The following is a 14,235-nucleotide window of genomic DNA, read 5'->3' as shown; positions in this document are numbered from 1 at the left end:
CCATGAAGCCCGTTCAAGTCAACGACGACACGCAAAAGACCGCTGTTCCCGCCCTTTCTCAACCGCAAGCACCGGACAGCCCGTCCGGCAAGCCGATGAAGAAGCCGTCCGCCGCGACGGTGGCGACGGATGCACGCGCGAGGCGCGTCGAGGACGAGCAGCTTCAGGCCCCGCCAGTCGACGACGATGCCGTCGCGTCGCCCATCGAGGCGAATCTCGATGACGTGGCGGGGATGGGGAATGCATTCGATTCAGGGATCGATTCGTTGGCGAATCCAGGTGCAGGGTCGATCACGGAGGTGCTGGCCCAGAACTCAGTCTTCACGCCGGCGTCACCTTCTTCGATCGCGGCCACGACGACTCCGCCGGTTCCGGCGTCCGTTGTCCAGGGTGTCGGTCAGGCGGCCGCATCGGGCGCGTCGACGATGTCCTCGCTTTCGCAACTCTCCCTGATGACCCAGGTGGCGGCGGGCGCCGCAGTCGCCGGCAGCGTCGGGGCCCTTGTCCAGTCGGTCACGAAGGTTCCGGTCAATCAGGCCCCCAAGGCGAGTGGCAGTGCGACCCTGTCCGCCGTGAATGAAGACGTGGCTGCGCCCACGGGCGCCACGGTGAACAGCCTCTTCGCCAAGAACTTCAGCGACAACGCCCACGAGCTCGCGGCTGTGGCGGTGACGGCCAACGCGTCGACAGCCGAGCAGGGAAAGTGGCAGTTCTCGAAGGATGGGACGACCTGGGCGGAGGTTGCCGTCAACGGTCTGTCCGACGGTGCGGCGCTTTACCTGGCCAGTGCCACTCTCTTGCGTTTCATGCCGGCGCCGAACTACGCCGGCGAGCCGGGGGCGCTGACCGTTCGCCTGGTTGACAACTCCGGCAACGCCAAGGGCTCGGGCGACACCGTCGACGTGAGCCAGAACGGCGGTTCAACGGCCTTCAGCAGCACCACGGTGAGCCTTGCGACGCGCATCACGGCGGTCAACGATGCACCGACTGCGGCCGACACGGCCATTGCAGCGACCGAAGACGTCATCAAGACGGGCAAGCTGGCCGCTGCGACGGACATCGAAGGCGACAGCGTGTCCTACACGCTCGCCATCGGCGCTGTGCACGGCACCGTGGACGTCAAGGCCGACGGCAGCTACACCTACGCGCCCAAGGCCAACTACAACGGTGCGGACAGCTTCACCTACACGGTGAGCGACGGCAAGGGCGGCAGCAACACCTACACCGCGACGTTGACGGTGGGTGCCGTCAATGACAACCCGACGGCGTCTGACTTGTCGATCGCGGCAACAGAAGACGTCTTCAAGGCCGGCCAACTGGCCGTTGCGTCAGATGTCGACGGCGACAGCGTGTCCTACAAGCTCGCCACCGGTCCTGCACACGGCACGGTGCTCATCAAGACCGACGGCAGCTACAGCTACACGCCCGCGGCCGACTACAACGGCAGTGACTCGTTCACCTACACGGTGAGCGACAACAACGGCGGCAGCAACACCTATACGGCAACCGTGACGATTGGGGCGGTCAACGACGCACCGACCGCTGCAGACACGACGATCGCGGTCAAGGAAGACGTCATCAAGACGGGCAACCTGGCGACTGCGACGGACGTCGATGGCGACAGCGTGACGTTCAGGCTGACGACAGGCGCCACACACGGCACGATTGAACTCAATGCCGACGGCAGCTACAGCTACACGGCCCATGCCAACTTCAATGGCGCCGACACCTTCACCTACACGGTGAGCGATGGCAAGGGCGGCAGCAACAGCTACACCGCCAGCGTGACCGTGGGCGCAGTCAACGACGCGCCGACGGCATCCGACCTGCCGATCGTGGCAACGGAAGACGTCTTCAAGACCGGCCAACTGGCCGCAGCAGCGGACGTCGATGGCGACAGCGTGTCCTACAAGCTCGCGTCTGGTCCTGCGCACGGCACGGTGGTCATCAAGACCGACGGCAGCTACAGCTACACCCCAGCGGCCGACTACAACGGCGCCGACACCTTCACCTACACCGTGAGCGACAGCAACGGCGGCAGCAACACCTACACGGCGACCGTGACGGTGGGCGCAGTCAACGATGCGCCGACCGCAGCGGACACGGCGATCGCGGCCAAGGAAGACGCCATCAAGACGGGCAACCTGGCGACTGCGAAGGACGTCGACGGTGACGCCGTCAGCTTCAAGCTGGCCACCAGTGCGACGCACGGCGATGTGACCGTCAACGCAGACGGCAGCTACACCTACAACCCCCATGCCAACTTCAACGGCGCAGACAGCTTCACCTACACCGTGAGCGACGGCAAGGGCGGCAGCAGCACGTACACCGCCTCGGTGACGGTGGGTGCCGTCAATGACGCGCCAACGGCGTCCGACATGTCGATCGCTGCGTCGGAGGGCGTCATCAAGACGGGCAGCCTGGCAGTCGCCGTGGACGTCGACCGCGACGACATCACCTATGCGCTCGCCACCGGCGCCGCGCACGGAACGGTCGAGGTCAAGGCCGACGGCAGCTACAGCTACGCGTCCCATGCCGACTACAGCGGCAGCGACAGCTTTGCCTACAAGGTGAGCGACGGCAAGGGCGGCAGCAACACCTACACCGTCGAGGTGACGGTGGGCGCCGTCAACGCTGCGCCAACGGCCGCTGACACGACGATCTCTGCAAAGGAAGACGTCCTCAAATCGGGCAACCTGGCCACTGCCACGGACAGCGACGGCGACAGCGTGACGTTCAGGCTCGCCACTGACGCCATTCACGGCACGGTTGAAGTCAAGGCCGACGGCAGCTACAGCTACATGGCCGATGCCAACTACAACGGCACCGACAGCTTCACCTACACGGTGAGCGACGGCAAGGGCGGCAGCAACACCTACACCGCCACGGTGACGGTGGGTGCGGTCAACGACGCGCCAATGGCGGCAGACGTGTCGATCGATGTGACGGAAGACGGCATCAGGAAGGGCTACCTGCCCACCGCGACGGACATCGACGGCGACGACGTCACCTACGATCTCGACACCGACGCTGACAACGGCTTCGTCGTGATCAATGCCGACGGCAGCTACACCTACACGCCTGACGCGAATTACAGCGGCACCGACACCTTCAGCTACGTGGTGAGCGACGGCAAGGGCGGCAGCAGCACCTACACCGTCGAGGTGGAGGTGGGTGCGGTCAACGATGCGCCGACCGCAGCGGACAAGGAATTGAAGGCCACGGAAGACGTCGTGTTGAAAGGCAGCCTGCCCACCGCGACGGACGTCGATGGCGACGACGTGACCTACAAGCTGGCCACCAGCGCCACGCACGGCGCCGTCTCGGTCGACGCTGACGGCAGCTACGTGTACACCCCCAATGCCAACTTCAACGGCACCGACACCTTCACCTACACGGTGAGCGACGGCAAGGGCGGCAGCAACACCTACACCGCCAGCGTGACGGTGAGTGCGGTCAATGACAAGCCGACGGCGGCCGACATGGCCATTGCGGTGACCGAGGACGTGATCCAGTCGGGCAAGCTGGCCACTGCGACGGACGTCGATGGCGACAGCGTCTCGTACAAGCTGGTCACCGACGCCGCGCATGGCACGGTGGTCATCAAGACCGACGGCAGCTACAGCTACACGCCCACCGCCGACTACAACGGCAGCGACAGCTTCACCTACACGGTGAGCGACAGCAACGGCGGCAGCAACACCTACACGGCGACCGTGACGGTGGCTGCGGCCAACGATGCACCGACCGCAGCGGACTCGACGTTCGCGGCCAAGGAAGACGTCATCAAGACGGGCAACCTGGCAACGGCGAAGGACGTCGATGGCGACAGCGTGTCCTACAAGCTCGCCACTGACGCCATTCACGGCACGGTTGAAGTCAAGGCCGACGGCAGCTACAGCTACACGGCCGATGCCAACTACAACGGCACCGACAGCTTCACCTACACGGTGAGCGACGGCAAGGGCGGCAGCAACACCTACACCGCCACGGTGACGGTGGGTGCGGTCAACGACGCGCCGACGGCGGCGGACGTGTCGATCGATGCGACGGAAGACGGCATCAGGAAGGGCTACCTGCCCAACGCGATGGACATCGACGGCGACGACGTCACCTACGATCTCGACACCGACGCTGACAACGGCTTCGTCGTGATCAATGCCGACGGCAGCTACACCTACACGCCTGACGCGAATTACAGCGGCACCGACACCTTCAGCTACGTGGTGAGCGACGGCAAGGGCGGCAGCAGCACCTACACCGTCGAGGTGGAGGTGGGTGCGGTCAACGATGCGCCGACCGCAGCGGACAAGGAATTGAAGGCCACGGAAGACGTCGTGTTGAAAGGCAGCCTGCCCACCGCGACGGACGTCGATGGCGACGACGTGACCTACAAGCTGGCCACCAGCGCCACGCACGGCGCCGTCTCGGTCGACGCTGACGGCAGCTACGTGTACACGCCCAATGCCAACTTCAACGGCACCGACACCTTCACCTACACGGTGAGTGACGGCAAGGGCGGCAGCAACACCTACACCGCCAGCGTGACGGTGAGTGCGGTCAATGACAAGCCGACGGCGGCGGACGTGTCGATCGCCATGACGGAAGACGTCATCAAGAAGGGCTATCTGCCCACCGCGACGGACATCGACGGCGATGACGTCACTTACGCGATCGCCCTGGTTCCCGATTCCGGCTTCGTGGTGATCAAGTCCGATGGCAGCTACACCTACACGCCCGACAAGAACTTCAACGGCGCCGACAGCTTCAGCTACACGGTGAGCGACGGCAAGGGCGGCAGCAACACCTATACCGTCGAGGTGACGGTGGCCGCGGTCAACGATGCACCGACCGGAGCGGACGAGGAGTTGGATGCCACGGAAAACGTTGCGCTGGAAGGCAGCCTGTCGACTGCGAAGGACGTCGATGGCGACGACGTGACCTACAAGCTGGCCACCAGCGCCACGCATGGCACCGTGGCGGTCAACGAGGACGGCAGCTACACCTATACGCCCAATGCCTACTTCAACGGCACCGACACCTTCACCTACACGGTGAGTGACGGAAAGGGCGGCAGCAACACCTACACCGCGACGGTGACGGTGGGTGCGGTCAATGACGCGCCGACGGCGGCCTACGTGTCGATCGAGGCAACGGAAGACGTCATCACGAAGGGCTACCTGCCCGCCGCGACGGACGTCGACGGCGACGACGTCACCTATGCGCTCGAATACGACGCCGATCACGGCAAGGTGGTGGTCTATGCCAACGGCAGCTACACCTACACGCCCGACGCGAACTACAACGGCACCGACGCCTTCAGCTACACGGTGAGCGACGACAACGGCGGCAGCAACACGTACTCCGTCGAGGTGACGGTGGGCGTGGTCAACGATGCACCGACCGCAGCGGACAAGGACCTGGAGGCCACGGAAGACGTCGTGCTGAAAGGCAGTCTGCCCACCGCGACGGACGTCGATGGCGACGACGTCACCTACAAGCTGGCCACCAGCGCCACGCACGGCGCCGTCGTGGTCAAGGCTGACGGCAGCTACACGTACACGCCCAATGCCAACTTCAACGGCACCGACACCTTCACCTACACGGTGAGTGACAGCGATGGCGGCCACAACACCTACACCGCCACGGTGACGGTGGGTGCGGTCAATGACAAGCCGACACTGTCGACGGTCAGGTCGTTTGCTGACTTCACCGAAGACACCTTCGGCGAGATCAGCTTCGCGCAACTGGCCGCCGCTGCCGATGCAGCCGACGTGGATGGCGATGTGCTGAAGTTCCGCATCGAGGCAATCAGCAGCGGCTCGCTCCAGAAGTGGACCGGCTCGGCCTGGGCCGATGTGGTGGCCGGCACCACGATCGTCGCCCAGGACGACAAGCTGCAATGGAAGGGCGCTGCCAATGCCAACGGCACGTTGAACGCGTTCACGGTCAAGGCGTGGGATGGCGCGGCTGCGTCAGATCAGGCGGTTCAGGTCAAGGTGAATGTGGGTGCCGTCCAGGATGCCCCGACGCTGACCCGCGTCGATGACTTGAATGGTTTTGTGCCGGGGGCGTTCACCGAGATCACCTATGCACAGTTGCTGGCAGCAGGCAATGCGACCGATGTCGATGGCGACCCGCTGAGCTTCCGGATCGAGGCGGTCAGTACCGGAACGCTGCAGAAGTGGAGTGGTGCGGCCTGGCAGGATGTGACGGCGGGCACGACGATGCTCGGCAAGGGCGAGAAGCTGCAATGGCAGAGTGAAGCCTCTGCCAGCGGCACCCTGAATGCCTTCACGGTCAAGGCCTGGGACGGCAAGGAGGCGTCGGCCACCGCGATTCAGGTGAAGGCGGAAGTCGCCGCCACTGGTTTCGGCATCGTGGGAACTGGCTCCGGTGCACAGGTCGGGTTCAGTGTCAGCGGTGCGGGTGATGTCAATGGTGATGGCTTCGACGATCTGATCGTCGGAGCGCCGAATTCCGATAACGGCGTGGGCAGTGCCTACGTGATTTGGGGGCACGCCGATGGACAATCGGTGGATCTCTCCAAATTCGGCATGTTCGGCATATCGGCTCCAGGATTCAAGTTATTTAGCGCCTCAGGATATACGTTCGGCGTTGGCTACAGTGTCAGCGCCGCTGGCGACCTCAATGGTGATGGCCTGTCCGATCTGATCGTCGGTGCACCTGCCAGTTTGAGTGAAGTCGGCCGGGCGTATGTGGTCTACGGCAAGAAAACAGGCTTCGACGTCGGCGTTGATTCCATGAGTAGCTCGGTCGGCATGTCCTTCAGCGATTCTGGAACCAAACGCATCGGTGCCAGCGTCAGCAGTGCAGGCGATGTCAACGGTGACGGAATGGTGGACTTCATCATCGGCGCAAGCGCAGACAACAGCCAAGACGGCAAAAGCTATGTGGTCTTTGGAACTGCCGGTGGTGGCGGATCGTTCAACGATCTGGTGAATGTGGACAACGGTTCTGGTGGCTTCACGATCTACGGCGAGACCGGCGTGAAGGGAGAAGCGGGCAGTAGCGTCAGCGGCGCGGGAGACTTCAACGGAGATGGCCTGGCCGACCTGATCATGGGTGCTCCACAGGCAGCATCGAACGGAAAGAGCTATCTGGTGTTTGGCAAGTCTGGGACGGAGTACATCGACCTGTCGCAACACATTTCATCGAGCGATGCGTTGGAAATTTTCGGAGAAGCGCAAGGCGATTACGCCGGCTATAGCGTCAGCAGCGCTGGCGACGTCAATGGTGATGGGCTCGCGGACCTGGTCATCGGTGCACCCAATGTGGAGGATGTCAGCACCGGCAAGAGCTATGTGGTTTTCGGAACGTCCATTCAGTCTCCAATCAAACTGGCCGATATTGCAGCGGGAACGGGGGGTTTCGCGATCACGGCCCCCAACAGCTATGGCTATTCCGGTGGCAGCGTCAGTTCGGCAGGCGACGTGAACGGGGACGGCCTGAGTGACTTGATCATCGGTCAGTACGGCTATGGTGATGGCAATGGCAGAAGCTATGTGGTCTTCGGCAAGGTCGACGGCGGCAGTGTCGACCTGTCCAAGGTGGACGAAGAGAAGACGGGCTTCGCGATTGACAGCCAGGTGAGCGGCGGGCAGGCGGGCCGCAGCGTCAGCGCAGCCGGCGATGTCAATGGTGACGGCCTTGCTGACCTGATCGTCGGCGAGTATGCAGCGAACAACCGGACCGGCAGCAGCACTGTCCTCTTCGGAAGTGCGTCTGGCGTCAAGTACGCCTCCGCCGTGGATCAGTACGGCACGGTCAACCCTGACAAGCTGGTCGGGACGTCCGCCGGCGAGACGCTGGTGGGCAACCGCGGGAATGACGTCCTGACGGGCAATGGTGGCGCCGACGTGCTGTACGGCGGTCTGGGTGACGACGTCTTCGTACTCAACGAGGACAACCTCGACAAACTCGCGGGTGGTGTCGTCAACGGTCAGCGTGCGCGCATCGACGGTGGCGCCGGCATCGATACGATCCAGCTGGCTTGCGACAATGTGACATTCGATCTGACCATCATGGCCAACGTGGCTTTGGGCAATGCCAAGGTCGGAGCGCTCATTCAAAGCGTTGAACGGATCGACCTCCACGGTGAATTCAACACGCTGGCGCTGACTGAGCGCGATGTGCTGGAAATGACCGGCATGAATCTTTTCAACGGCAGCAATGGCTGGACCGGCCTGCCTTCGAGTGTCAACAAGCACCAGCTGATCGTCACCGGTGATGACACGAACTCGGTCGCGTTGTATTCAGCCGTGACGAATGGTCCGGTGTGGAGTCGGACGGTCTCGGACATCCTGTATGGTGGTGAGCTCTACAGTGCGTACACCACGGGTAACGGGTTGGAGGTGCTGGTCAACCAGAACCTGAGGGTCATCTGACCCCACTCACCGCCCCCGCCTGACCCGCATCGCCGCCAGGAAGGCATTCATCAGCGGCTCGGCGTTCAGCAGGTCGGGGCGGGTGAGGTGGAACTCGGGGTGCCATTGCACGCCGGCGACGAACAGGTCGCCGCGGGCGCGGATGGCTTCGACGATGCCGTCGTCGGCGCTGCGGGCCTCGATCACGAGGTCGCCGCCGAGACGGTCGATGGCCTGGTGGTGGATGCTGTTGACCCGCGCACCGGCCGGCGTGCCGTAGAGGCTCGCCAGCCGGCTGTGCGGCTCGATGCGCAGCGCGTGTGCGTGCTGGTCGTACAGCTCGGCGTCGACGTGGCGGATGGCCTCCGGGCGCTGCGTGGCGATGTCCTGGTAGAGCGTGCCGCCGAGCGCGACGTTGAGCAGCTGGCAGCCGCGGCAGATGCCCAGCAGCGGCTTGCCGGCGGCGAGGAAGCCCTCGATCAGCTCGATCTCGTAGCGGTCGCGCACGGCGTCGCCGCGCCAGGCCGGGTGCATCGGCTGCTGGCCGTAGCTCAAGGGGCTGACATCGGCGCCGCCCTGCAGCAGCAGGCCGTCGAGCAGTTCGACGTAGTGGTGCACGCCGACCTTGCGGCGCGCCACCTCGGCATCGAAGCCCAGCGTGGGCACCATCACCGTCATCGCGCCGTGGGCCATCACCCAATGGGCCAGCGACTGTTCCAGGTACTGCAGCGTCTTGCCCCGAAAGCCCAGTTCGGCCGGCGGCTGGTGCATCAGCCGCGCGGTCATGCCGATCAGCAAGGGGCGAGACGGCGGCAAGCCTTCCGAGCCCGGACCTGCCGGCTTCAAGACGCGCGACCGGCCCAGCGTGTGCATTGCTGGCGCACCACTTCGGCCAGCAGGCCCTCGCGCGACTGCACGTCGCGGATCCAGCCGGCGTCGTTGCCATGCCGGGCGATCTCGCTTTTCAGATAGGTGATGGCGCCCTCGGCGCGCAACTCCATCGCGTGGACTTCAAGGGCCGAGAAGGTCAGCAGGATGTCGTCGCGCAGCGTGCGGTGCTCGCCGGTCTGCGGGTCGACGAACAGGCCGTCGAGCCCGAAGCGGCAGGCCTGGAAGCGGTTGTAGGTGTAGGGCAGGTAGTCGTCCTCCTGCAGCGTGTAGGGCCGCTCGATGCGCAGCCAGCGGGCCAGGCACTGGATGAAGCCGGCCATCGCGGCGGCCTTCTCGATCGTCAGCGGCGTGTCGAGCACACGCACCTCGATCGTTCCGTATTCGGGCTTCGGCCGGATGTCCCAGTAGAAGTCCTTCATGCTGCGGACCACCCCCGTGCGGGTCATCTTCTCGAAGTAGACCTGGAAGTCGTCCCAGGTCGTCACGAAGGGCGCGCGGCCCGACATCGGGAAGGCGAACACCGAGTTGAGGCGGGCCGAGTCGAAGCCGGTGTCGGTGCCCTGCACATAGGGCGACGACGCGCTCAGCGCGATCAGGTGCGGGATGAAGCGCGACAGGCCGTGCAGCAGCACCAGCGCCTGGTCCGGCCCCGGACAGCCGATGTGCACGTGCTGGCCGAAGATCGTGAACTGCTTGCTGAGGTAGCCGTACAGCTGCGACAGCTCCTGGAAACGCGGCTTGTCGAAGATGCGGCGCTGGCTCCAGTCCTGGAAGGCGTGCGTGCCACCGCCACACAGGCCGAGGTTGAGCTGGTCGGCGCAGCTGACCAGGGCATCGCGCAGCTGGCCCAGCTGCGACAGCGCATCGGCGTGGTCGACGCAGATGCCGGTCGACAGCTCGATCATGCTGTCGGTCATCTCCGGGACGATGCTGCCGGGCAGCGTGTCCTTCAGGCGGTCGACCAGCCGCAGCAGGTCCTTGGCCGACGGCGCCAGGTCGTAGTCGTGGGTGTTGACGATCTGCAGCTCCAGCTCGACGCCGAGGGTCAGCGAGCGCGAGCGCGCGAAGGGTTCGAGACGGATCAAGACAGCACCCCGCCGATCTCCTGGACGATGCCGTGGCCGACGAGGGCGGCTGGCACGGCGGGCATCACCGGCATCACCGGCAGGACGGGTGTTTCGGCCACCGACGAGGACGCAGGAAATGCCGCTCGCGGCACCGCCGGTCGCCCGGGCGTCGCGGCCGGCACGCGGCTGGGCGTCTGCGGCACCGGGGCGACCTCGCCGGCCAGCTTCAGCGCGGCGCAGACGGCCAGCGGGCCGGCCAGTTCGAGCAGCGCGATGGCGCTCAGCACGATCGGGCCGAGCTTCTGGCCGTAGTCGGGGTGGATGGCGGTCAGCTCGGCCAGCATCACCAGCGCAGTCGCCGACAGCGGTGCCAGCGACAGCCCGAGCGCCAGCCCCTGGCGCGGCGCCAGGCCGCTGAGCCGCGCGAAGCCCATCACCGCCAGCAGCTTGGCCAGCACCCGCGCAGCGACCAGCACGGCGCCCAGCAGCAGGCCGGTGCGCAGCGCGTCAACCGTCCAGGCCGAGCCGACGATCACGAACAGCAGCAGCACCAGCACGCCACCGGCCGTGCCGAAGTGGCGCGGCCAGACCCACGGCCGGTCGTGGCGGTTGCGCAGCGCCATGCCGGCCAGCAGCGGCACCAGCAGCGTCGACAGCGCGAGCGAACGCGCGACGGTGATGGCCACCAGCACGAGGCCGAGCAGCAGCAGCACGGCGTGGTCGTTGCGCAGGTCGAGCCGGCGTGCGACCAGGCCGACCAGCTTGGCGAGCATCAGCGCCAGCAGCAGCGAGCCGAAGAAGTTGTAGCCCAGCCGGGACAGCGCGGGCAGCCAGTCGCCCAGCGTCTCGACGCTCAGCCAGCCGCGCAGCAGCGTCAGCCCGAGGGCGGCGTAGAGCGTGTTCAGGGCGGTCAGCAGGATCATCCGTTCGGTGACCTGGCCGGCGGCGCCCAGCTCCAGCGAGACCCGCCCGGCGACCGCCGCCGAGGCCGGCACCGCCAGCACCGCGCAGCCCAGCGCCAGCGCCGGATCCAGCCCGGCCCAGCGCAGCGCGGCATGCACCGTCAGCAGCGTCAGCAGCGCCTCGGCCAGGCTGGTGGCGAGCAGCGCCGGGTTGTCGCGCAACCAGCGCAGCCGCACCCGCGCGCCGATCTCGAACAGCAGCAGCGCCAGCGCCAGGTCGATCACCAGCTTGAGCGAGGCGGGCATCGCCGCACCCGTCAGGCCCTGACCCGACAGCGCCATCGCGATGCCGGCGGCGGTGTAGCCCATCACCCGCGGCAGGCGGGTCCAGCGCGCCACCAGCTCGCCGAGCAGGCCGCCGGCCAGCAGCATCAGCACGGCCCAGAACAGCGCCCCCGGGTCGGGCGGCCAGGGTTCGATGTGCAGCACCCGGGCCACGTCTTCCAGCCAGTCCATCGCGTCTCCTCGTCTTGTGTTTCGCCTGCCGCGACCGGGTCGTCCGGGTCGTCCCGGTCGATCACCGCGCGGGCGGACATCGGTCGGCTGGCCAATGTAGGGGCGCGAAAGTCCGCTTCGGGTGTCGTCTTCGCATCCAGATGTCAGACGCGGGACCGGGTGTGACCAGGTGCGCGAGCCCGCACCTGGACAGGTGAAGTGGGTCGACAGAAAACCTTCACCAAAACTGAATGGAAAGCGTTCCCTTGTTCAAGGTCGGTTCTGCAGCATGTCAGCGGTGTGTCCAGCCTTCTGACGTGAAGAAGTCACGCCGTGTGGGTTGATGGCCGGTCAATGTGGGTTAATAAACCCAATAACCCCACCCATCAGGGCGAAAAGAGTCGGCTTTTATCAATTCGTGACTCGATACGATTCGCAACCTTAAGTTGAGCTGAAGAAATCTTCGGTGCATCCGATCCGGCTTGCCGGCCGTATGTCCAGGACATATGGCCATCACGGAAGTCCTTCCGGATGGTCACTGAAGTTCTGCTTTTGACACATCTTGTCGACGATCACGAGGAAATCCAGCCATGTCACCCGTCCGGAAGTCCGATCTCGCGCCGTCGTCCGAACCCGTCGAGGGCCGCCGCCAGGCCTTCAAGTTCGCCCTGGGCGCAGCGCCGGCCGCGTGGCTGGCGGGGGCTGCGACGCCCGCCCGTGCCGCCGAGCCGGAGCCGAGCCCGCGCGTCACGCCGTTCCTGGAGCCGCTGCCGACCCCGCCCGAGCTGCCGCAGCGTGCCTTGTCGGACCCGGCCTTCGCGCTGCCGCCGACGGTCGCGCCGAACCGCGCGGTCAACCCGGCCACCGGCCTGCCCCACGAGGGCCGGGGCGAGCCGCACCAGCTGCGCGAGCGCAACCCGCCGCGCTTCTTCTACGCGCAGCGCTACGGCGCGGTGCCGCCGGTGTCGATCCATCCGCAGCTGCGGCCGCAGGTGAACTTCTGGGGCTCGAACCTCGGCGGCGCCGACCTCAAGGCCGACCCGCCGACCACGCCGATGCCGACCATCGTCAGCCGCTACCAGGCGGGCGCCAACACCGCCATCCTGGTGCGGCGCTACAACGAGCTGCCCAAGGGCCCGCCGTCCGGCGGCTTCGGCAAGTACTCGGTCTCGACGCACCTGCACAACTTCCACTCGGCGCCCGACAGCGACGGCGGACCGTGCGATCCGCGCCTGGGGGCCCTGTCGGAAGACCCGTTCACGCAGGGCCGCTTCTTCTTCCCCGGCCAGTACTACGACTACTACTACAACATGAAGCGGGCCGGCTTCACCCAACCCGGCATGCCCGATGGCGACGTGCGCGAGACGCTGGGCACCCTCTGGTATCACGACCACCGCGAGGCCCACACGGCGGAGAACGTCTACAAGGGCCTGTGCGGCTTCCACCTGATCTTCAACGAGCACGACACCGGCGACGAGACCACCGGCCTGCGCTTGCCGAGCTACCCGGCCTATGACGTGCCGGTGATGTTCTCGGACCTGCGGCTCGACCCTCGCACCGAGCAGGCGGTCTTCGATGTCTTCGATGACGACGGCCATGTCGGCGACCGCTACCTCGTCAACGGCAAGGTGCAGCCCTACAAGGACGTGTTCCAGCGGCGCTACCGCTTTCGCCTGTTGAACGTCGGCCCGTCGCGTTTCCACCAGCTGTTCCTGGTCAACCCCGACCAGCCGTCGCAGGTCATCCCCTTCTGGGTCGTCGCGAGCGACGGCAACCTGCTGCCCAAGCCGTTGAAGGTGACGTCGGTGCGGCTGTCCTGCGCCGAACGTGCCGACGTGATCATCGACTTCCGCGAGCTGACCGCTGCCGGCGGCCCGGCGGCCGGCGCGACCCGGCTGTGGCTGGAGAACCGCCTGCTGCAGGTCAACGGCCGCGGCCCGGAGAACGAACTGCTGCCGCCGGGCAACCCGGACAACGCATTGATGGAGTTCCGCATCGGCGCGGCGGTGACCGACCAGAGCCGGCATCCGTCGGAGATCGCGAACTTCGCGCCGATCTCCCTGCCACCGCTCGAAACCCCCGTCATCACGCGGACCTTCGACTGGGGCCGCAGCAATGGCGGCTGGGTCTGCAACGGCCTGCCGATCAACTGCGACGAGGTCCGCTTCACGATGAAGCGCGGCGCGATGGAGCGCTGGATCCACCGCACCGGGGGCGGCTGGTCGCACCCGATCCACAACCATTTCGTCGAGGGCCGGATCATCAAGCGCAACGGCAAGCCGATCCCGACCAGCTCGCCCGAGTACGCCCGCAAGGACGTGATCTGGCTGGGCGAGGGCGACGAGGTCGAGTACTGGGTCAAGGCCACCGACTACACCGGCGTCTACCCGCTGCACTGCCACAACGTGGTCCACGAGGACAAGGGAATGATGCTGCTGTTCGCGGTCGACGACGTCGGTGACCGGAAGACGCGGCCATGAGCCCGGACGCGCG

5 protein-coding genes are annotated in these 14,235 nt (G+C 65.8%); 2 read left to right on the top strand and 3 right to left on the bottom strand.

The genetic code is table 11. From position 1 onward, the window contains the following. The first annotated feature begins 2 nt into the window (after window positions 1-2). Window positions 3-8,408: a tandem-95 repeat protein gene (locus ACWA7K_RS12005; protein WP_456161640.1), complete on the top strand. Its 8,406-nt coding sequence runs from the start codon at window positions 3-5 to the stop codon at window positions 8,406-8,408. Between the two features lie 6 nt (window positions 8,409-8,414). On the opposite strand, the gene ACWA7K_RS12000 is transcribed toward ACWA7K_RS12005, so the two are convergent. From ACWA7K_RS12000 to ACWA7K_RS11990, 3 genes are read right to left on the bottom strand one after another with little or no spacing between them, the layout of a single operon-like run. Then, complete coding sequence (locus tag ACWA7K_RS12000) at window positions 8,415-9,173, bottom strand: gamma-glutamyl-gamma-aminobutyrate hydrolase family protein (protein WP_456210119.1); 759 nt, start codon at window positions 9,171-9,173, stop codon at window positions 8,415-8,417. A 56-nt stretch (window positions 9,174-9,229) separates the two neighbouring features. Continuing rightward, window positions 9,230-10,360: a YbdK family carboxylate-amine ligase gene (locus tag ACWA7K_RS11995; protein WP_456168790.1), complete on the bottom strand. Its 1,131-nt coding sequence runs from the start codon at window positions 10,358-10,360 to the stop codon at window positions 9,230-9,232. Further along, on the bottom strand, window positions 10,360-11,763 hold the full coding sequence (locus tag ACWA7K_RS11990; protein ID WP_456161638.1) for a cation:proton antiporter domain-containing protein: 1,404 nt from the start codon (window positions 11,761-11,763) through the stop codon (window positions 10,360-10,362). Before ACWA7K_RS11990 ends, ACWA7K_RS11995 begins: the two co-directional genes overlap by 1 nt. Before the next feature lie 569 nt (window positions 11,764-12,332). Here ACWA7K_RS11990 and ACWA7K_RS11985 point away from each other — a divergent pair. Next, the gene (locus ACWA7K_RS11985) at window positions 12,333-14,222 is read left to right on the top strand and encodes a multicopper oxidase family protein (protein ID WP_456161637.1); all 1,890 of its coding nucleotides are present in this window, start codon (window positions 12,333-12,335) and stop codon (window positions 14,220-14,222) included. The last annotated feature ends 13 nt before the right edge of the window (window positions 14,223-14,235 follow it).

Source organism: Leptothrix mechoopdaensis (SeqCode) (assembly GCF_053893855.1).
Note: the sequence above shows the minus strand (reverse complement) of the source record. Positions and strands in the feature narration are given on the sequence as shown.